Annotated in this window: 20 protein-coding genes; 6 read left to right on the top strand and 14 right to left on the bottom strand. The window is 73.1% G+C overall.

The window, feature by feature from the left end:
- Window positions 1–36: 36 nt before the first annotated feature.
- The 5 genes from JOC24_RS20700 to infC all read right to left on the bottom strand — a co-directional run bounded on the left by JOC24_RS20700 (window position 37) and on the right by infC (window position 3,807).
- The gene (locus JOC24_RS20700; protein ID WP_205021840.1) at window positions 37–1,191 is read right to left on the bottom strand and encodes a sensor histidine kinase; all 1,155 of its coding nucleotides are present in this window, start codon (window positions 1,189–1,191) and stop codon (window positions 37–39) included.
- Window positions 1,192–1,330: 139 nt separating this feature from the next.
- Complete coding sequence (locus tag JOC24_RS20695) at window positions 1,331–2,170, bottom strand: TrmH family RNA methyltransferase (RefSeq protein ID WP_205021839.1); 840 nt, start codon at window positions 2,168–2,170, stop codon at window positions 1,331–1,333.
- Window positions 2,171–2,331: 161 nt separating this feature from the next.
- Complete coding sequence (gene rplT / locus JOC24_RS20690) at window positions 2,332–2,715, bottom strand: 50S ribosomal protein L20 (RefSeq protein ID WP_003970214.1); 384 nt, start codon at window positions 2,713–2,715, stop codon at window positions 2,332–2,334.
- A gap of 114 nt (window positions 2,716–2,829) precedes the next feature.
- Window positions 2,830–3,024 carry a 50S ribosomal protein L35 gene (gene rpmI / locus JOC24_RS20685; protein WP_099176763.1) on the bottom strand — a complete coding sequence of 65 codons (195 nt, stop codon included), beginning with the start codon at window positions 3,022–3,024 and terminating at the stop codon, window positions 2,830–2,832.
- Between the two features lie 120 nt (window positions 3,025–3,144).
- Window positions 3,145–3,807, bottom strand: coding sequence for a translation initiation factor IF-3 (gene infC, locus JOC24_RS20680; protein ID WP_307792746.1), 663 nt, complete (start codon window positions 3,805–3,807; stop codon window positions 3,145–3,147).
- Window positions 3,808–4,192: 385 nt separating this feature from the next.
- On the opposite strand from infC, the gene JOC24_RS20675 reads away from it, so the two are divergent.
- A complete protein-coding gene (locus JOC24_RS20675; RefSeq protein ID WP_205021838.1) occupies window positions 4,193–4,558 on the top strand; it encodes a DUF1844 domain-containing protein in 366 nt (121 codons plus the stop codon).
- Window positions 4,559–4,622: 64 nt separating this feature from the next.
- Here the strand turns inward: JOC24_RS20675 and JOC24_RS20670 are convergent, their stop codons facing one another.
- Window positions 4,623–5,387, bottom strand: a complete 765-nt coding sequence (locus JOC24_RS20670; RefSeq protein WP_205021837.1) for an SseB family protein — start codon at window positions 5,385–5,387, stop codon at window positions 4,623–4,625.
- 86 nt (window positions 5,388–5,473) lie between these two features.
- On the opposite strand from JOC24_RS20670, the gene JOC24_RS20665 reads away from it, so the two are divergent.
- Window positions 5,474–6,379, top strand: a complete 906-nt coding sequence (locus tag JOC24_RS20665) for a serine hydrolase (protein WP_205021836.1) — start codon at window positions 5,474–5,476, stop codon at window positions 6,377–6,379.
- 18 nt (window positions 6,380–6,397) lie between these two features.
- Here the strand turns inward: JOC24_RS20665 and mycP are convergent, their stop codons facing one another.
- Together mycP and JOC24_RS20655 are read right to left on the bottom strand one after the other, a co-directional pair.
- Window positions 6,398–7,645: a type VII secretion-associated serine protease mycosin gene (gene mycP / locus JOC24_RS20660; protein ID WP_205021835.1), complete on the bottom strand. Its 1,248-nt coding sequence runs from the start codon at window positions 7,643–7,645 to the stop codon at window positions 6,398–6,400.
- Window positions 7,642–8,607, bottom strand: coding sequence for a hypothetical protein (locus tag JOC24_RS20655; protein WP_205021834.1), 966 nt, complete (start codon window positions 8,605–8,607; stop codon window positions 7,642–7,644). The genes mycP and JOC24_RS20655 overlap by 4 nt, the downstream gene beginning before the upstream one ends.
- A 339-nt stretch (window positions 8,608–8,946) precedes the next feature.
- On the opposite strand from JOC24_RS20655, the gene JOC24_RS20650 reads away from it, so the two are divergent.
- Window positions 8,947–10,149, top strand: a complete 1,203-nt coding sequence (locus JOC24_RS20650; RefSeq protein ID WP_205021833.1) for an amino acid deaminase/aldolase — start codon at window positions 8,947–8,949, stop codon at window positions 10,147–10,149.
- A gap of 14 nt (window positions 10,150–10,163) precedes the next feature.
- Here the strand turns inward: JOC24_RS20650 and JOC24_RS20645 are convergent, their stop codons facing one another.
- Genes JOC24_RS20645 through JOC24_RS20635 form a run of 3 tightly spaced genes read right to left on the bottom strand, consistent with a single transcriptional unit; the run spans window position 10,164 to window position 13,693 of the window.
- A complete protein-coding gene (locus JOC24_RS20645) occupies window positions 10,164–10,952 on the bottom strand; it encodes a 3-oxoacyl-ACP reductase (protein ID WP_205021832.1) in 789 nt (262 codons plus the stop codon).
- A 6-nt stretch (window positions 10,953–10,958) separates the two neighbouring features.
- Entirely contained in the window at window positions 10,959–12,323 is a 1,365-nt protein-coding gene (locus tag JOC24_RS20640; protein WP_205021831.1) for an aldehyde dehydrogenase family protein, read from the bottom strand.
- Window positions 12,324–12,331: 8 nt separating this feature from the next.
- Window positions 12,332–13,693: a glutamine synthetase family protein gene (locus JOC24_RS20635; RefSeq protein ID WP_205021830.1), complete on the bottom strand. Its 1,362-nt coding sequence runs from the start codon at window positions 13,691–13,693 to the stop codon at window positions 12,332–12,334.
- Between the two features lie 34 nt (window positions 13,694–13,727).
- Here JOC24_RS20635 and JOC24_RS20630 point away from each other — a divergent pair, with 34 nt between their 5' ends.
- Window positions 13,728–14,501 (top strand): FadR/GntR family transcriptional regulator, encoded by a 774-nt coding sequence (locus tag JOC24_RS20630; RefSeq protein WP_205021829.1) that lies wholly within the window; start codon window positions 13,728–13,730, stop codon window positions 14,499–14,501.
- Window positions 14,502–14,613: 112 nt separating this feature from the next.
- Window positions 14,614–15,327, top strand: a complete 714-nt coding sequence (locus JOC24_RS20625; RefSeq protein WP_205021828.1) for a gamma-glutamyl-gamma-aminobutyrate hydrolase family protein — start codon at window positions 14,614–14,616, stop codon at window positions 15,325–15,327.
- A 54-nt stretch (window positions 15,328–15,381) separates the two neighbouring features.
- Here JOC24_RS20625 and JOC24_RS20620 read toward each other — a convergent pair whose 3' ends face one another.
- Window positions 15,382–16,317: a LysR family transcriptional regulator gene (locus tag JOC24_RS20620; protein WP_205021827.1), complete on the bottom strand. Its 936-nt coding sequence runs from the start codon at window positions 16,315–16,317 to the stop codon at window positions 15,382–15,384.
- A 70-nt stretch (window positions 16,318–16,387) separates the two neighbouring features.
- On the opposite strand from JOC24_RS20620, the gene JOC24_RS20615 reads away from it, so the two are divergent.
- The gene (locus JOC24_RS20615; protein ID WP_205021826.1) at window positions 16,388–17,572 is read left to right on the top strand and encodes a TDT family transporter; all 1,185 of its coding nucleotides are present in this window, start codon (window positions 16,388–16,390) and stop codon (window positions 17,570–17,572) included.
- Here the strand turns inward: JOC24_RS20615 and JOC24_RS20610 are convergent.
- Complete coding sequence (locus JOC24_RS20610) at window positions 17,511–18,215, bottom strand: helical backbone metal receptor (protein WP_205021825.1); 705 nt, start codon at window positions 18,213–18,215, stop codon at window positions 17,511–17,513. The two genes, JOC24_RS20615 and JOC24_RS20610, sit on opposite strands and share 62 nt — an antisense overlap.
- Window positions 18,216–18,222: 7 nt before the next feature.
- Window positions 18,223–18,768 (bottom strand): helix-turn-helix domain-containing protein, encoded by a 546-nt coding sequence (locus tag JOC24_RS20605; protein WP_205021824.1) that lies wholly within the window; start codon window positions 18,766–18,768, stop codon window positions 18,223–18,225.
- Window positions 18,769–18,854: the final 86 nt, after the last annotated feature.

The raw sequence follows: 18,854 nt of genomic DNA, 5'->3' as shown, positions 1-18,854 counted from the left end.
ACGGGCCGCCGGGGGGCGAAGAAGCCCGTGGGCCGCTCAGGCCAGGTAGGCCGGCGCGCTCACGGGCAGGATAAATCGGAATTCCGCGCCGCCGCCGGGTGCGCGGTCGACCGTGATGGTGCCGCCGTGCGCCTCGACGATGCCCTTGACGATGTAAAGGCCCAGGCCGGTCCCCCCGCGCTTGCTGCCCCGCCAGAAGCGGGTGAAGACGCGGCGCATCGACTCCTCGGGGATGCCGGGACCTTCGTCGCTCACGGTGACTGCCGTTCCGTTCTCGTCGCTCTTCGCCGGTGCGGGCGCAGGGGCGATCTCGATTGTGACGGTTCCCTCGCCGTGGCGCACCGCGTTTTCGAGAAGGTTGCCGAGCACCTGGTCGACCTTGTCGGGGTCGGCCCAGAGCGCGGGCAGCGGCTGCCGGGTGTGCACCAGGAAGCGGCCGGGTGCCTGGCCGGTCGCGATGAGCGCCTGGACGTGGCGTTCGACGGCCGCGGAGACGTCCACGGGCTGGCGGCGCAGTTCCAGCCGCCCTGAGTCGATCCGGGAGATGTCGAGCAGCTCGGCGATGAGCCGGGTGACACGGTTGGCGTCCGCGTCGACGGTCTCCAGCATCAGCCGCTTCTGGTCGTCGGTGAACCGCTCCCATTTGGCCAGCAGCGTGGCGGTGAAGCCCTTGACGGAGGTCAGCGGCGAGCGCAGCTCGTGGGCGACCGTGGCGATCAGCTCGGCGTGACTGAGCTCGGTGCGCCGTCGCGCCTCGGTGCCGCGCAGCGACACGACGAGGCGGCGGACCGGCCCGGTCGGCGTCCCGCGTACGTACCGCGCGGAGACCAGGACCTCGCGGCCGCCGGGGAGCAGGAGATTGCGCTCGGGCTGGCCGACCCTGGTGGCGAGACCGCCGTACGGGTCGGTCAGGTCCCACCAGCGTCGTCCCTTGAGGTCCTCCAGTGGCAGGGCCTGGTCCAGGGGGAGGCCGAGCGCGGTGGCCGCGGGCGTGGCGGTGATCCTGGCAGCGGCCTCGTTGAAGCAGACGACCCTGCCGTTCTCGTCGGCGACGACGAGACCGTCGGGCAGGTCGTCCGGGTCGACGCCCGTCGCGGGGCCTTCGACGGCCTGGCTTCCTCCGGCCTCGTCGGGGAGGGCGCGCACGGCGGCCGTGTGTGTCACTCGCGGCCCGCTCATGCCGACAGCCATCTTCCCGTACCCCACCTCTCGAACCGGCGCAGTGGGCCCCCGAGTTCGTCACCCTACTAGGCGTCAGCGGCAGAGCGACACCCTCCGGATGGTCACCGGCGGGGTGTGGCCCGTATCGATCGGTGGGGCGCGGATGGGATCAGTCCGTGCGCCGGGGGCGCTGCGCCCGCGCGGAGGCGTAGAGGCACACGGCGGCGGCGGTGGCGAGGTTGAGGCTCTCGGCCTTTCCGTGGATCGGCACCCGGATCACGGCGTCGGCCAGGGCGCGCGTCTCCTCCGGGAGGCCCCATGCCTCGTTGCCGAACACCCAGGCGGTGGGCCCGCCCATGGTGCCCGCGTCGAGTTCGTCGTCGAGGTCGTCCTCACCGGCGCCGTCGGCGGCCAGGATGCGCACGCCGGCGTCCCGGAGTCCCCGCACGGCCTGCTCCACGGGTACGCCGACGGCCACCGGCAGGTGGAAGAGCGACCCGACGGAGGCACGGACCGACTTGGGGTTGTAGAGGTCCACGGAGGCGTCGGTGAGCACGACCGCGTCCGCGCCCGCGGCGTCCGCGCAGCGCAGCACCGTGCCCGCGTTACCGGGGTCGCGCACGTGGGCGAGGACCGCGACCAGCGTGGGCCTCGCCGCGAGGACGTCCTCGAAGGGCGAGTCCAGGAAACGGCAGACGCCGATCAGGCCCTGCGGGGTGACGGTCTGCGAGACGTCGGCGAGCACGTCGCCGTCCGCGAGGTGCACACGGGCGCCGGCGGCACGGGCGGCGTCGATGATGTCGGCGTACCGGTCGGCCGCCTCGACGGTGGCGAAGAGCTCGGTCAGCGTGGGTTCGCCGTCGCCGCCCCGGTGCGCGGCGGCCTCCCGCACGGCCTGCGGCCCCTCGGCGATGAACCTGCGCTCCTTGCCGCGGAAATTACGCCTGGCCAGCCGTCGTGCGGCGGCTACTCGCGGCGATCGCGCGGAGATCAGTTCGGGGGTGCCCATGGTCGGCGGCGAGCCTCTCTGCGTAAGTCAGCTTCTCTGCGTACGTTTCTCCGCGTACGGCTGACTGGGTACGCGACACGTGCTGCAACGCACCGGACCCGCAGACGGCGCGCGTCTGCGGGTCCGGCTCAAACGCTGGGACGACGGAAGTACTGCCTGGATCAGGCGGCCTTCGGGGCGTTGACGTCGCTCGGGAGGGCCTTCTGGGCAACCTCGACGAGGGCGGCGAACGCGTTGGCGTCGTTGACCGCGAGCTCGGCCAGGATCTTGCGGTCCACCTCGATGTTGGCGGCCTTCAGACCCTGGATGAGGCGGTTGTACGTCATGCCGTTCTGGCGCGCGGCCGCGTTGATGCGCTGGATCCAGAGCTGACGGAAGTCGCCCTTGCGCTTCTTGCGGTCGTTGTAGTTGTAGACCAGGGAGTGGGTGACCTGCTCCTTGGCCTTGCGGTACAGGCGCGAACGCTGACCGCGGTAACCGCTGGCGGCCTCGAGGATCGCCCGGCGCTTCTTGTGGGCGTTTACTGCCCGCTTGACGCGTGCCACTTTTAACTCCTTGCAGCGGGGTCAGGTGGTCTCTGTGCAGACCCACCCGACCCGGAAACGAATTGGTCCCGGTCGGATCGAGGTCGCGCCTCCGGGCTCACCGGAGGCCGCGCCTCACTTGCCGAGAAGCTTCTTGACCTTCTTGGCGTCGGCCGGAGCCACGACGACCGTGCCGGTCAGCGAGCGGGTCTTCTTCGACGACTTGTGCTCGAGCAGGTGGCGCTTGCCGGCCTTCTCGCGCAGCACCTTGCCGGAGCCCGTGATCTTGAAGCGCTTGCTGGCACCGCTGTGCGTCTTGTTCTTCGGCATCGCGCCGTTATCTCCTCGTCAGTGGCGCCCCTCTCGGTGCGGGCACCGGACTGCAGGGGCGTCAGATCTTTGGGTGGTTTCCGAGGGACCCGGGGGCGCCTGGGTGGCGGCCCCCGGAGGTCACGCCTCGGAAGGTGTCTCGGCCGGAGCCTCGGCCGCTGCGGCCGGGGCCTCAGCGGTGTCACCCTCGGACTCGGCGTCGGGGGTGACTCCCTGACGCTCCGCCTTGCGGGCGGCCTGGGCCTCACGGGCTTCGGCCATGGCTTCGGTCTTCTTCTTGTGCGGGCCCAGAACCATGATCATGTTCCGGCCGTCCTGCTTCGGGTTCGACTCGATGAAGCCGAGGTCCTCGACGTCCGAAGCGAGACGCTGGAGCAGTCGGAAACCCAGCTCCGGACGGGACTGCTCACGACCACGGAACATGATCGTGATCTTGACCTTGTCCCCCTGCTTGAGGAACCGGACGACGTGACCCTTCTTGGTGTCGTAGTCGTGCGGGTCGATCTTCGGCCGGAGCTTCATCTCCTTGATGACCGTGTGCGCCTGGTTCTTGCGCGCCTCACGGGCCTTCATGGCCGACTCGTACTTGAACTTCCCGTAGTCCATGAGCTTGCACACGGGGGGACGGGCTGTCGCCGCCACCTCGACCAGGTCGAGGTCGTACTCCTGTGCGAGCTCCAGGGCCTTGGCAAGCGGAACAATCCCGACCTGCTCGCCGCTGGGACCGACCAGTCGCACCTCGGGAACGCGAATCCGGTCGTTGATGCGGGGCTCGGCGCTGATGGATCCTCCTCGGTAGCACCACGCGACCGCCTGGCGGACAGCCGCGTAACGTCTTCTGTAAGACCAACCGACCCGGGAAAGCAGAAATGCCCCGGACGGGACACAGGCGGGGCTCCTGGAACTACCGGAACACCGTCGCGTGCAACCGCGGGGCGCAATCGGGCGGCCCCATCGTCCGTACGGAACGATGGCTGCCACCTGACCGGTGACCCGCCGTCCCGGAGGACGGTCAGGTGGGAGATCGGAGCCTCCACTTGTGGGCCGAGCACATAGGTGTCCGGCCGGTCGTTACACAAGGTTAGCAGCTCCCCGGGGGTACGGCGAACCCGCTGCCCGGGCGGCTCCCGCAGCAGGAGCCGCACCCGCGTGGCCTTATCGTGTGAGCATGAGCGACACGACCACTCCCAGCACCGAGAACCCCGGCTTCGACGACATGGCCCGCGACATCGCGGAGGTTCCCGCCGTCGAGGTGATCGTGACCGTCGCCGTCAATCTGATGAGCGCGGCGGCCGTGAAGCTCGGCCTGACCGAGGAGGGCGAGCAGCACAAGGACCTGGACGAGGCCCGCAAGCTGGTCCAGGCGCTGGCGGGGCTGCTCGACGCGAGCGCCACCGAGATCAGCACCTTCCACGCCTCGCCGCTGCGCGACGGCCTGAAGTCGCTCCAGCTCGCCTTCCGTGAGGCCTCGCTCGTGCCTGACGAGCCCGGCCAGGGCCCGGGCGAGAAGTACACCGGCCCGGTCTACGGCTGACCCTCCGGCCGGAACCACGGCCCGACGAGCCCGCCGCCTGTGACAGGTGGCGGGCTCGTGCGCGTCAGCGGCTGAAGAGGGGAGTGCCCGGAGCCTCGGAACCGGCCGGCAGCAGCGCCAGGTCGATCCCGCGGACCAGCCGGGCACGCAGCACCGCGCTGGCCGAGAGCGCGTCGGCGACCCTGCGTGCGGCCTCCGCGATCACGGCGTCCGGCGCGAGGACCAGCGCGAGGGTGCCGTCGGCCGTGCCGGGACCGAGGTGGGCACGCAGCACCGCGGGCTCGGCGGCGACCGCCTCCCGCACCGCGGCGACGACGGCTGGGTCGTCGAGAGGGTCGGCACTGTCGCGGTTCTCGGCGAGGGCCAGCAGCGCCGGGCCGGTCAGCTCGAAGGCGACGGGCCCGGCCAGGTCGAGCACCACCGTGTCCGCCTTCTCGTGCGCGGCGGCCTGCAGCGCCTGGTGCAGGGGTACGGCGACGGGGCGCGCCTGCGGGTCCCAGCGGGCCAGCGAGGCGGTGGAGGTGAAGGCGGGCAGGGCACGCCGGTCGCCGGCCTGGAGCGTCGGCACGGCCATGTCGCTGGTCTTCTCGCGGCGCAGCCCGCCCCCCCGTCGCCCGCCGGCACCGCTCCCAGGAGCTTCGCGCCCCTCCTCGACCTCGCCCAGCACGGCGACGACCGGCACGAGCAGCCGGGCGTCGCGCAGTGCCGCGAGGACGGGTCCGACGGCCGTCCGGTCCTCGGCCCAGGCGGCGAGGGCCGCCGTCAGTTCGGGCGAGGCGGTGCCGTCGTCGTCGGAGAAACCGGGGTCCGGGATGTTCTTGAGCGCCACAGGACGAGCGTAGTGGGTCGGTTCTCTCACCTGGGCGACAGGTCTGGCACAGGCTGCTGCCGGCCACGCTGCTCGGCCTCCGGACCATGCCCCGTCACAGAACGCGCGGGCCGGCGCTGTCCGGCCTCGTGACCGCCGCCGTCGTCCTGCCGGCCGGTTCCGCCGCGGGAGGTGCGTACCTGGTGGGTCGTCCGCCGGATGACGCGTCCGCGGCGGTCGCCGCCGTATCCTCCGCGTCGAGCCCGCCGGCCGAGGCGGGCCGGAGCGAGGAGCCCGAGGTGGATCTCGACGCGGAACTGGCCGACGCGCTGGCGCCCCTGGCGGACGGCGCCGACGTCTCGGTGGCCGTGCTGGACACCGGGAGCGGCGCGGGTGCCGCGTACGGCGACGGGTCGTACGACACGGCAAGCATCGTCAAGGTCGACATCCTGGCGGCGCTGCTGCTCCAGGCGCAGGACGAGGGCCGGGAGCTGAACGGCGCGGAGCACGCGTACGCGGAGGCCATGATCCGGCGCAGCGACAACACCTCCGCCACCGAGCTGCTCAAGGTGATCGGAGGGGAGGAAGGGCTCGACTCGGCCAACGAACGGCTCGGGCTGACCGCGACGGAGGCCGCGCGCGCATGGGGGCTGACCCGGACCACGGCGTCCGACCAGGTGCGGCTGCTGGAGGCGGTGTTCCGGGCGGACTCGGTGCTGTCGGCGGCCTCCCGCGCCTACGTGACGGAGCTGATGGGCCAGGTCGACGCGGACCAGCGGTGGGGGGTGTCCGCCGCGGGCGCCGACGCCGTGCTGAAGAACGGCTGGATGCCCCGGACGACGACGGGGCTGTGGGACGTCAACAGCATCGGGCGGGTGGAGAGCGGCGGGCGCACCCTGCTGGTTGCGGTGCTGTCGCGCGGTCACGCGACGAAGGAGGCGGGCGTCTCGCTCGTGGAGTCCGTCGCGAAGGCGGCCGTCGGCGTGGGCGGTGCGGCGGGCGCGTCGGGCTGAGGCGGGCCGGACGGCCGGTCAGCGGAGGGGGCCGGTGGGGAACGGGCTGTTGTAGCCGGGTACGGCGGTGTTCCTGCCGCCTGTGTTCCCGCCACCGCTGTTCCTGCCGCGCCACAGCACCACGGCCAGCGCGAGCAGCACGGCTCCGAGGCCGCCCGCCGAGGGGGCCAGCCAGCCGGCCGGGTCCCCGTCGTCCCCCTTCGGGGCCGGGCCCGAGCCGAAGTACTCGTCGCTGTGGCCCGCCTCGGCGGACCGCTCCCTCAGGTCGTCGGGACGCAGCTTCGCCCCGGCCTCGATCGCGGCGGCGGGGTCGACCAGTCCGTAGCCCCTGGCGTCGTCGCGGCCGCCCGAGGGGGCGTCGCGGGCGGTGTCCGCGAGCAGGGTCTTGATCTGCGCGGGCGAGAGTCCCGGGTGCGCGGCGCGCACGAGGGCGACGGCCCCGGAGACGAACGCGGACGCGGCGGAGGTGCCCCACTCGATGTAGTAGTGCCGGTCGGGGTTGGCCACCACGACGTCGACGCCGGGAGCACTGACGGTGGCGTACCAGCGGCGCGTCGAGAACGCCGCGTGGGTGCCGTACTTGTCGACCGCGGCGGCGGCGATCACGCCGGGGTAGGCGGCCGGGTAGGAGGTCCGGTCGCCCTTGTCGCCGCTGTTGCCCGCGGAGGCGACGACGGCGACGCCCTTTCCGAGGGCGTACTGCACGGCGGCGTCCTCGCCGGGTTCCGGGTGGGCCGACTCGCTGTCGTCGCCGAGGGAGAGGTTGATGACGTCGGCACCGTGGTCGGCCGCCCAGCGGATTCCGTCGGCGAGTGCGGTCCCACGGGACTCGCGGGCCTTGCTGCGCGACGGGTCACCGGACTCGAGGATCACCCGCACGGGAAGGATCTTCGCCTCGGGGGCGACACCGAGCACACCGTCCGCCCGGCCCGGCCCGTTTCCGCGGCCGGCGATGATCCCGGCCATCGCCGTGCCGTGCAGGGCCCAGGAGCGGTCGCCGCGTCCGGCGCCGAAGCCGATGAGGTCCTTGCCCGGGAGCACCTGGCCGGCGAGGTCGGGGTGTTCGTCGTCGACCCCGGTGTCCAGGACGGCGACCGTGATGCCCTTGCCCTTCGTGGTCTGCCACGCGGTGTCGGTGTGCAGGGCCTCCAGGCCCCACTGCTGGTCCCGGATGGCGTCCGCGTGCGCGGGCACGGCGGGCAGCAGCGCGAAGGCGGTGGCCGTGGCCACGGCCACGGGCGCCCGGAGCCGGCGGGGACGGGTCATTCCGGCGTCTCCGTGAGGTCGGTGACGGTCCTGCGCAGGGTGCGCTCCACCCGGTCGGCGACGCCTTTCGCCTCGTGCCCGAGTCCCGCCTGCGCGGTGGCCGTCGTGGCGCCGTCAGACATGGCCTCGGCCGCGGGCTGCGGCTCGGCGACGGTGCGGCCGTCGGCGAAGCCGGAGACGGAGAACACGACCACGGGAACCTCGGTCAGGACGTGCACCGTCCAGCTGGCGCGCTGTCGCTCGCCGAAGCCGGCGGCGACGGTGCCCTTGACCGGGTAGGTGCGGGGCATCAGGTCGGAGCGGGCGGCCAGGCGCTGGGTGGTGAAGCGGGTGCTGAGGGCGCTCATCCCCTCGGCGCCGGCCTCGGTGACGACCATGCCGACGGTGGTGACGCTGCTTCGGGTGGCATCGGTGTAGGTCGCGCGCAGCAGGCGTTCGCAGCCGACCGGGCGGAGCGTCTCGACCAGCAGGGGGTCCAGACCGGCCGCGCAGCCGCTGTCGCTCGCGACGGCGACCCTGGTCCAGCGCCGGTCGGTGGCTCCCGGGCCCGCGCCGTCGCCCTTGAGGGTGCGCGGGAAGAGGGTGTCGACGGGCACGCTGTGCCAGACGGAACGGCTCACCGTGTACGCGCTGTCGGCGTGGGGCTCGGCGGCGGAGTCGCCGGTGAGCCAGCTGCCGGTGACCGCTCCCCCGATGAGTCCGAGGCCGAGCACGGCACAGACGGCGGCCGCCGCGGTCCTCACGTGGCTCCGGGCCTTGACGGGTCGCAGCCGGGTGGTGGTCTCGGCGGGCGTCTCGGCGTACGCGTAGTAGGCGCCGGGCGGGGCCGGTGTGGCACCGGGGCGCGGGGTGAGGTCGACGGCGCCGACGGGCCTGCGCCTGGTCGCGGCGGGCGGTGGCGGCGGACCGGGCCGGGCCGGGGGCGCGGGGGGTACGGGGCGGAGCCGGGTGGTCGTCTCCACGGGCGGCGCGGGCTCGGCACCCGGGCCGGGCGGCGCGGGTGCGGAGCGAGGGGCCGGGGGCGCGGGATCGGCACGCGGTACGGGTGGGGCGGGGACGGCCGGTGGGGTGGTCGGGCGGGGCGGCACTGGAGCGCGCTGCGCCTCGGTACTCATCCGTCCCCCTGGTCCACGTCCCCGCACCGCCGACGGACCGCCGTACCGCACGAGCCCGCTGGTCGATCGTGTACCGGTCACTCTACGGGGTGGAGGGCGGCCCGTGGGAACGGGACAGGGGGTGCGGGATGATCTGCACCGAACGTCCCCTACCCCCGTCGTCCGGCTGTCTGGCAAGCTGCGGCCATGACTGTCCGCGCCACTGACCGGAGCCGTTACGACACGGCCACCGCCCATCTCGACGCGCCCGTCGCCGTCGTCGACCTGGAGGCCTTCGACGCCAACGCCGACGACCTGGTGCGCCGGGCGGGCGGGAAGCCGGTCCGGGTGGCCAGCAAGTCGGTGCGCTGCCGCGCGTTGCTCGAACGGGTGCTGGCGCGCCCCGGTTTCGCCGGGATCATGTCGTACACGCTGGCGGAGTCGCTCTGGCTGGCCCGCGCCGGATTCGACGACGTCCTGGTCGCCTATCCGTCGGCCGACCGGTCCTCGTACGCCGAACTGGCCGCCGATCCCGAGCTCGCGGCGGCCGTGACGGTGATGGTGGACGATCCCGCGCAACTGGAGCTGATCGACGCGGCGCGAGGCGGCGGCACCGAGGAGATCCGGGTCTGCCTGGAGCTGGACACCTCACTCCGGTTGCTGGGCGGCCGGGTCAGGATCGGCGCCCTGCGCTCCCCGCTCCGCTCCGCCGCCCAACTCGCCGAGCTGGCCCGCTCGGTGGAGCGCAGGCCGGGCTTCCGGCTGGTGGGGCTGATGGCGTACGAGGGGCACGTCGCCGGTGTGGGCGACTCCGTGGCCGGGCAGCCGTTCAGGTCCCGCGCGGTCCGGCTGATGCAGGCGGCGGCCCGCAGGGAACTGGCGGTCCGGCGCGCCGAGGTGGTGCGGGCGGTCCGCGCGGTGGCACCCGGCCTGGAGTTCGTGAACGGGGGCGGCACCGGCAGTGTGCAGCACACCGCAGCCGAGTCCGCGGTGACGGAGATCGCCGCGGGGTCCGGGCTCTACGTACCGAGGCTGTTCGACAACTACACCTCCTTCACGGGGCGTCCGGCGGCGCTCTTCGCCCAGCCCGTGGTGCGGCGGCCGGGTGTGGGTGTGGTGACGGTGCTCGGCGGGGGCTACCCGGCCTCCGGGGCGGCGGGCGCGGACCGGCTGCCGGTGCCGTATCTGCCCGAAGGGCTGCGCTACGACCCGCAGGAGGGCCCCGGCGAGGTCCAGACGCCGCTGCTCGGGGCCCCCGCGGACGACCTGCTGATCGGCGACAAGGTGTGGTTCCGGCACGCCAAGGCCGGTGAGCTCTGCGAACGCTTCGACGAACTGCGGCTGATCGAGGGTGAGCGGATCACCGCCACCGTGCCGACGTACCGCGGCGAGGGCCTCACCTTCCTCTAGGGCACCGGCGGGCGTCAGTCGAGCGGGGTCACGTACGCACCCGAGATCCCTCCGTCGACGAGGAAGTCGGTGGCGTTGACGAACGAGGAGTCGTCGCTCGCCAGGAAGGCGACCGCCGCCGCGATCTCCGTCGCCTCGGCGAACCGGCCGAGTGGGATGTGCACCAGCCTGCGGGCGGCACGCTCCGGGTCCGTGGCGAACAGCTCCCGGAGCAGCGGGGTGTTGACCGGCCCGGGGCACAGGGCGTTGACCCGGATCCCCTCGCGGGCGAACTGCACCCCGAGTTCGCGGGACAGGGCGAGGACCCCGCCCTTGGACGCGGTGTACGAGATCTGGGAGGTCGCGGCGCCCATCCGCGCCACGAAGGACGCGGTGTTGATGATCGAGCCGCGGCCCTGGCGCCGCATGTAGGGGAGGGCTGCCTTGCAGCAGAGGTAGACGGAGGTGAGGTTGACGTCCTGGACGCGCTTCCACGCCTCCAGCCCGGTCGTGAGGATGGAGTCGTCGTCGGGCGGTGAGATACCGGCGTTGTTGAAGGCGATGTCGACGGAGCCGTAGGTGTCGTCCGCCGCCGCGAAGAGGGCTTCGACCTGGTCGGGGTCGGTGACGTCGACGGGGACGAAGGTCCCTCGCACCTCCTCGGCGGCGGCCCTGCCGGCGGTCTCGTCGATGTCGCCGCAGACGACGTGGGCTCCTTCCGATGCCAGCCGGCGTGCGGCGGCGAGGCCGATGCCGCTGCCGGCGCCGGTGACGACGGCGGTACGGCCGGTCAGGCGGCGGCAGATGTTCTCGGAGTCGGTCATGTGCGCTCAGGCCTCCGTGCCGATGAAGACGTTCTTGGTTTCGGTGAAGGCCGCGAGGGCGTCGGGCCCCAGTTCACGGCCGAACCCGGACTGTTTGTACCCACCGAAAGGGGTCCAGTAGCGGACGGCGGAGTGGGAGTTGACGGAGAGGTTCCCGGCCCGCACCGCCTGGGAGACACGCAGGGCGCGGCCCACGTCGCGCGTCCAGATCGAGCCGGCCAGGCCGTGGTCGGTGGCGTCGGCCAGCCGGACGGCGTCGGCCTCGTCCTCGAAGGGCAGGACGACGGCGACGGGGCCGAAGACCTCCTCGGTGGCGACGGGTGCGTCGGGAGCGATGCCGGTGAGGACGGTCGGGGGGAACCAGAAGCCGGGGCCCGTGGGGGCACCGCCCCGGATGCCGTCCGCGCTCTCGGGGACGTATCCGCGGACGCGCTCCAGTTGCGCCCGGGAGATCAGCGGGCCCATCTGCGTCTTCTCGTCCGACGGGTCCCCCACGACGACGGAGGTGACGGCGGGGACGAGGAGTTCGAGGAAGCGCTCGTACACGGAGCGCTGGACCAGGATGCGGGTGCGGGCGCAGCAGTCCTGTCCGGCGTTGTCCAGGAAGGACATGGGGGCGGCTGCCGCAGCGGCCTCCACGTCGGCGTCGGCGAAGACGATGTTGGGGCTCTTGCCGCCGAGTTCGAGGGTGAGCCGCTTCACCCGGTCCGCGCACCTGGCCATGATCTGCTTGCCGACGCGGGTCGAACCGGTGAAGACGATCTTGGCCACGCCCGGGTGTTCGACGACCGCGGTGCCCGCCACGTCCCCAGCGCCGGGCAGCACCTGGAAGAGGTGCTGGGGGAGGCCTGCGTCGAGAGCGAGCCGGGCCAGGTACTGGGCGGTGAGCGGCGTGGTCTCGGCCGGTTTGAGGAGGACGGCGTTCCCGGCGGCGAGGGCGGGTGCGGTGCCCCAGGCGGCGATCGGCATGGGGAAGTTCCACGGGGCGATCACTCCGACGACGCCCAGCGGTTCGAGGAAGGTGAGGTCGATCCCGCCCGGTACGGGGATCTGGCGCCCCGTGAGTCGCTCCACTCCCCCGGCGGCGTAGTCCAGCAGGTCCCGGACGTTGGCCGCCTCCCAGCGGGCGTTGCCGAGGGTGTGTCCCGCCTCGGTGACCTCCAGCAGGGCCAGCCGCTCGGCGTGTTCGTCGACGAGGACGGCGAAGCGGCGCAGCAGCCGGGCGCGGTCGGCGGGGGCCAGGGCGGCCCAGGTGCGCTGCGCGGCCGTGGCTCGGGTGACGGCGGTGTCGACCTCGGCGGCGGTGGTGGCGGGGACGGTGGCGACCAGTTCTTCGGTCGCCGGGTTCAGCACGCGGTGTTCGTGGATCACGGGGCTCCTCACAGGCGTTCGAAGGATCGGCGGAGCTCCCAGTCGGTCACCGCGGCGTCGAAGGCCTCCAGTTCGACGCGCGCCGTGTTGCGGTAGTGCGCGACGACGTCGTCGCCGAAGGCGTTCCGGGCCACTTCGCTGTTCTCCCAGAGGTCGGCGGCTTCGCGGAGGGTGGTCGGGACCCTGTCGTATCCGGCGGTGTAGGCGTTGCCCTCGCAGGCGTCGGGGAGTTCCAGTTCGTTCTCGATGCCGTGCAGTCCGGCGGCGACGAGGCCGGCGACAGCGAGGTAGGGGTTGACGTCCCCGCCGGGCAGCCGGTTCTCGAAGCGCATCGAGCGGCCGTGGCCGACGACGCGCAGGGCGCAGGTGCGGTTGTCGTGCCCCCAGGCGACGGCGGTCGGGGCGAAGGAGCCGGGCTGAAACCTCTTGTAGGAGTTGATGTTCGGCGCGTAGAGCAGGGAGAAGTCGCGCAGGGCGGCGAGCTGGCCCGCGAGGAAGTGCCGCATCACGGGGGACATCGTGCCGTCCTCGCCCGCCATGACGCTGTGCCCGTCGGCGTCCTGGAGCGAGAGGTGTATGTGGCAGGAGTTGCCCTCGCGCTCGTTGAACTTGGCCATGAAGGTGAGCGCGACGCCTTCCTGGGCGGCGATCTCCTTGGACCCGGTCTTGTACACGGCGTGCTGGTCGCAGGTGACGAGCGCCTCGTCGTAGCGGAATACGATCTCGTGCTGACCCGGGTTGCACTCGCCCTTGGCCGACTCGACGGTGAGCCCGGCGGCCGCCATCTCGTTGCGGATGCGCCGCAGCAGGGGCTCGATGCGCCCGGTGCCGAGGACCGAGTAGTCGATGTTGTACTGGTTCGCCGGGGTGAGGCCCCTGTAGTTGCGGTCCCAGGCCTGCTCGTAGGTGTCCTTGAAGACGATGAACTCGAGCTCCGTGCCGACGTGCGCGGTCAGCCCGTGTGCGGCGAGCCGCTCCAGCTGCCGCCGGAGGATCTGGCGGGGCGCGGCGGCGACCGGTGCGCCGTCGTCCCAGGCGAGATCGGCCATGACCAGCGCCGTGCCCTCGTGCCAGGGGATGCGGCGCAGGGTCGTGAGGTCGGGGCGCATCGCGAAGTCGCCGTAGCCGTTGGACCAGGAGGACATGGCGAACCCGTCGACGGTGTTCATGTCGGTGTCGACGGCGAGCAGGTAGTTGCAGCCCTCCGTTCCGTGTTCCAGCACCTCGTCGAGGAAGAAGGACGCCGCGAACCGCTTGCCCTGCAGTCTGCCCTGCATGTCGGGGAAGGCCAGGACCACGGTGTCGATCTCACCGCTCTCCACGAGCGCGCGCAGCTCGTCGGTCCCCAGTGGGGGTGTTCGGTCTGCCACGGGATACTCCTCGTTCGGTCAGGCGGTCTAAGGTATGGGAGAAAACCATTGGGGGGAAGGGAATCGGGACGTGGCGGAAGAGACCGGGGAACCCGGGGCCTTCGACCGGCTCGTGCCCGCGCTGCGGCCGGTCCGCGCGGGCAACGGCTTCGAGGAGGCGCTGGAGCAGATCCTCCAGGTGGTCCGGCTCGGCCTGGTGCCCGGCGGAGGCCGGCTGCCGGCCGAGCGCGAACTGGCCGCGCTCCTGGGGATCAGCCGCGTCACCCTGCGCGAGGTGCTGAAGGTCCTCCAGGACCAGGACCTGATCGAGGCGAGGCGCGGCCGGTACGGCGGCACGTTCGTGCTCCCCCGCACCGGTCCGGCCGACGGTGACGAGCTGCGCCGCCGGATGGCGGACGTCGACATCGAGGACATCCTGCTGTTCCGCGAGGTCCTGGAGTCGGGGGCCGCCGGACTCTGCGCGTCGCGCGGCCTCGGCGACGAGGACGCGGAGCGGCTGCGGACGGCTCTGGCGGCGACACACGAGGCACCTCTGCCCGACTACCGCAGGATCGACACCCTTTTCCATCTGACGCTCGCCGAGCTCTCCGGCTCCCCTTCCCTCGCGGCCCGGTACGCGGCCGTGCGGGCGGACGTGAACGACCTCCTGGACTGCATCCCCCTGCTGGTGCGGAACCTGGAACATTCGCAGCTTCAGCACACGGCCCTCGTCGAAGCGGTGTTCGACGGCGACGAGGAGCGGGCGCGGGCGGTGGTGCGCGAGCACTGCGCGGGGACCGGCGCGCTGCTCCGGGGCTTCCTGGCTTGATCCGGCCTTTCCGGATCACTCCTCTTGCGCGGCGGGCCCGCACGAACAAAGGTATGACGCAACACCATTGCACCGGGCCGGCCCGCAGACCGGCCGCCGGAAGGACCGCACCATGCACGAACCGCTCATCGGCGTCACGACCTATCTGGAGCCGGCGGCTCGCTGGGGCGTCTGGGAACTCCCCGCGGCGGTCCTCCCCTCCGCCTACCCCCGGCTGGTCCAGCGGTCCGGCGGACTGGCCTCGCTGCTGCCTCCCGACGACCCGGCGAAGGCGGCGGCCGTCGTGGCGCGGGTGGACGGCCTGGTGATCGCGGGCGGCGCCGACGTCGACCCCGGGCTGTACGGAGCGGAGCGCGACTTCCGGACGGGCCCGCCGGCGCACGAGCGCGACACCTGGGAGGTGGCCCTGCTGCGCGCGGCGAGGGCCGCGGGCACCCCGGTGCTCGGGATCTGCCGCGGTATGCAGCTGCTCAACGTGGCGCTGGGCGGCACGCTGACCCAGCATCTGGACGGCCACGCCGGACCGTTCGGGAAGGCCGGGGTGCTCGGCGAGCACACGGTGACGCCGGTGCCGGAGACGCTGTACGCCTCGCTCGTGCCCGAGGAGGCGTCCGTACCCACCTACCACCACCAGGCCGTGGACCGGCTGGCGCCGGGCCTGGTGGCCTCCGCGTACGCGGCGGACGGCACCGTGGAGGCCGTCGAACTGCCGGGCCCCCCGTGGGTGCTCGGGGTCCAGTGGCACCCGGAGATGGGCGACGACCTCCGCATCATGCGGGCCCTGGTGGCGGCGGCCCGGGCCCGGGCGGCCGTGCCCTCGGCCTGAGGACTGCCCTGTGGCGGTGGGCCGGGGTGCGCGGGCCCGGCCCACCGCCCGGCCTCAGGACGCTTGCGGCTGCTGGGCGGTGAGGGAGAGCAGGTCACGGGCCGGCCCCGTGGGCCGGTGGCCGGCGGGCCAGACCGCGCGCAGCTGGCGGCGCAGCCGGACGCCCGCCACCGGGACCTTGACCAGGCGCCGCGCGGAGAGCTCCTCGCCGAGCGCCAGCTCGCTCAGCACACAGGGTCCGGCGCCGCTCTCCGCGGCGCCCTTCACCGCAGTGGTCGAGGAGAGTTCGAGCAGGGGGCGGGCCAGCCCGCCGTGCACGGCGAGCGCGGCGTCCAGCACCTGGCGGGTGCCTGAGCCGTGTTCCCGCAGGATCAGGGGCGTAGCGGCGAGTTCACCCGGGGTCAGCCGCCTCCGGCGCGCCCACGGGTGGGAGGGTGCGACCACGACGACGAGCCGGTCGTGCGCGATGACGGTGCCGTCGAGGCCCTCCGGTACGAAGAGGCCCTCGACGAACCCCAGATCCGCCTCCCCGGCCAGCAGCCGCAGGGCGACCGCCGCCGAGTTGCCCGCGAGCAGGGACACGGCGGTTCCCGGCCGGTCGGCCCGCAGGGCGATCAGCCAGCCCGGCAGCAGGTACTCCGCGATGGTCATGCTCGCGGCGACCCGCAGCCGGGAGTCGCGCCGGTCCCGCAACGCCTGGGCTCCCGCGTCGAACGCCTCGGCCGCATCGACGACCCTGCGCGCCCAGTCGGTGACGAGGGCGCCCGCGTCGGTCAGCCGGGAGCCGCGCGGCGAGCGGTCCACGAGCGCGACGCCCAACTGCCGCTCCATCGACCGGATGCGGCCGGAGGCCGCGGGCTGGCTGATGCCGACCTCCCGCGCCGCCCTGCCGAGGCTCCCGTGCCGGGCGACGGCGAGCAGCAGCACCATGGCTCCCAGGTCGGGAACGCGGTGGGACAGAGTGGCGGGCGGGGGCACCGTGCTGGACATAAGCCCAGCCTATGACCTCATAGCTCCGCGCTCCCTGGTGGACGGCCATCCGCCCCCCGAGAATCGTGGCATGGCCATCTTTCCCCGGACCAAGACAGTGTGGAGCAGGACCGGCCGGGCCGGTACCGCGGTCCCCGCCCCGCCCACCGGCACCCTCCGCCTCCCGTCGCTGCGGCACTTCGGCCCCAACTGGTACGCGACGGTGATGGGCACCGCCGTCGTCGCGACCGCGGGTGCCGCACTGCCCGTGGACGTGCCGGGCCTGCGGGCCGCCTGCGTCGTGGTCTGGGCCCTGTCCGCCGCACTGCTGGCCGCCGTGCTCACGGCCCGCGCGGGACACTGGGTCCTGCACCGGGACCAGGCCCGTACGCACCTCATGGATCCTGCTGTCGCCCCCTTCCACGGCTGCCTGTCCATGGCGCTGCTCGCCGTCGGCGCGGGCACCATGGTGGTCGGCCGGGACGCCATAGGGCATCCGGCCGCCGTGGCCGTGGACACGCTGCTGTTCACGGCCGGCACGGTCACCGGCCTCGTGGCGGCCGTGGCGATCCCGTACCTCATGGTCGTACGGCACCGGCCCGCCCCGGGCACCGCGTCGCCGGTCTGGCTGCTGCCGCTGGTGGCCCCGATGGTCTCGGCCGCGGTCGGACCGCTGCTGGTGCCCGAGCTGCCTCCCGGCCAGGGACGGGAGGCGCTCCTGCTCGCCTGCTACGCGTTGTTCGGGCTGTCCCTGCTGGCGACCCTGGTGATCGTGCCGCTGATCTTCGCGCGACTGGTCCACGGAGGCCCTCTGCCGCTCGCACTGACCCCGACGCTGTTCCTGGTGCTCGGGCCGCTGGGCCAGTCCACGACCGCCGTCAACCAGCTGGCCGACGTGGCGCCCGGCGCGATCGCGGCGCCGTACGCATCGGCCTTCGGCGCCTTCGCCGTCCTCTACGGGGTGCCGGTGATGGGGTTCGCCCTGCTGTGGCTGGCCCTGTCCGCCGCGATGGTGGTGCGTGCCGTGCGGCGCGGTATGCGGTTCACGATGACGTGGTGGGGGTTCACCTTCCCCGTCGGTACGTGTGTGACCGGCGCGGCGGGGCTGGCCCGGCACACGGGGCTGGACGCCTTCACCTGGCTGGCCGTGGCGCTCTACGCGCTGCTCGTGACCGCGTGGGCGGTCGCCGGGGTACGGACACTGGGCGGGCTGATCAGCGGAGTGCTGCTCGCAGCGCCCCGGCCGCTTCGGCCAGTGACGGTCCGTACCACGTGAGGTGACGCCCGTCGACGAACACGGCGGGCAGTCCGGGGAAGGCCTCGGGGCCGTCGTCGGCGGTGAAGCGGTACGGCTCGTCCGGAAGCACGACCAGCTCGGCTCCGGACGCGTTCAGCTCGGCCAGGGGGACGCGGGGGTAGCGGTCGCGGTGCCCGGCGTACACGTTCCGTATCCCCAGGCGGGCCAGCAGGTCACCGGCGAAGGTGTCGCGGCCCAGCACCATCCAGGGCCTGCGCCAGACCGGGACGACCGCGGGGCGCCCGGCGGGGACGGGCGGCAGCCCCGCCCAGGCCGACCGGGACTCCTCCAGCCAGGGCGGCGGGCCCTGCCCGCACGCGGCGAGGACGCGCTCCAGTTCGGCGAAGGCCTGGTCGAGGGTGCGGATCTCGGTGACCAGGACGTCCGTTCCGGCGTCCCGCAGAACGGCCAGGTCCGCCTCGCGGTTCTCCTCCTCGTTCGCGACGACGAGATCCGGTCGCAGGGACAGGACCGCGGCGGTGTCCGGGTTCTTCGTGCCACCGATCCGGGCGGCGGTGAGTCCGGCGGGACGGGTGCACCAGTCGGTGACACCGACGAGCAGACCGGGGTCGGTGACGGCGACCGCCTCGGTGAGTGACGGGACGAGGGAGACGACGCGCACCGGGCCGTCAGCGGCGCGAGTCGTAGGTCGCGTCGATGTGCTCGGCGACGGAGACGACCAGCAGACGGGTGCCCGGCACGGTCGCCCGCCACCGGTGCCTCACCCCGCCGGAGAGGAAGAGGGTGTCGCCCCGCCCCAGCCGGTGGGCCTGCCCTTCGGCCTCGACCTCCACGGCACCCTCCACGACGTACATCACCTCGTCGTTCCGGTGCTGGAACTCGCGTCCGAGGTCCGTCTCGCCGATGAACTCGAGCGCGCTGAGCTGGTGCCGCCCGCGCACCAGCCTGCGCACACCGTCCTCGCCGTCCGCCCGTACGACGTCCACGGCGCGTGCCGAGTCCGCCGCGGCGCGCAGGCGCTCGGTCGTGGTCTCCAGTGCCTCGGCCACCCGGTCCAGGGACCGGGGGCTGGGTCTGGCCCGTTCGTTCTCGATCTGGCTGAGGAACGGTACGGACAGGCCGCTGCGTCCGGCCACCGCGGCCAGGGTGAGTCCGAGGGTCCTGCGGCGTCGGCGAACCGCGGCCCCCACTCGAAGGGCTTCCTTCTCGTCCATGTCCGGCTCCCTCCCCGGATCGCCATCCTCCCGGTTGCCAGCACCATACGCATGTCGTCTGCGTGATGGAGCGGAAGCGGACAGGC

It is taken from the genome of Streptomyces sp. HB132, from assembly GCF_016909575.1.
Taxonomy (GTDB): domain Bacteria; phylum Actinomycetota; class Actinomycetes; order Streptomycetales; family Streptomycetaceae; genus Streptomyces.
The sequence above is the reverse complement of the archived record's forward strand: the minus strand, read 5'-3'. Positions and strand labels throughout refer to the sequence as shown.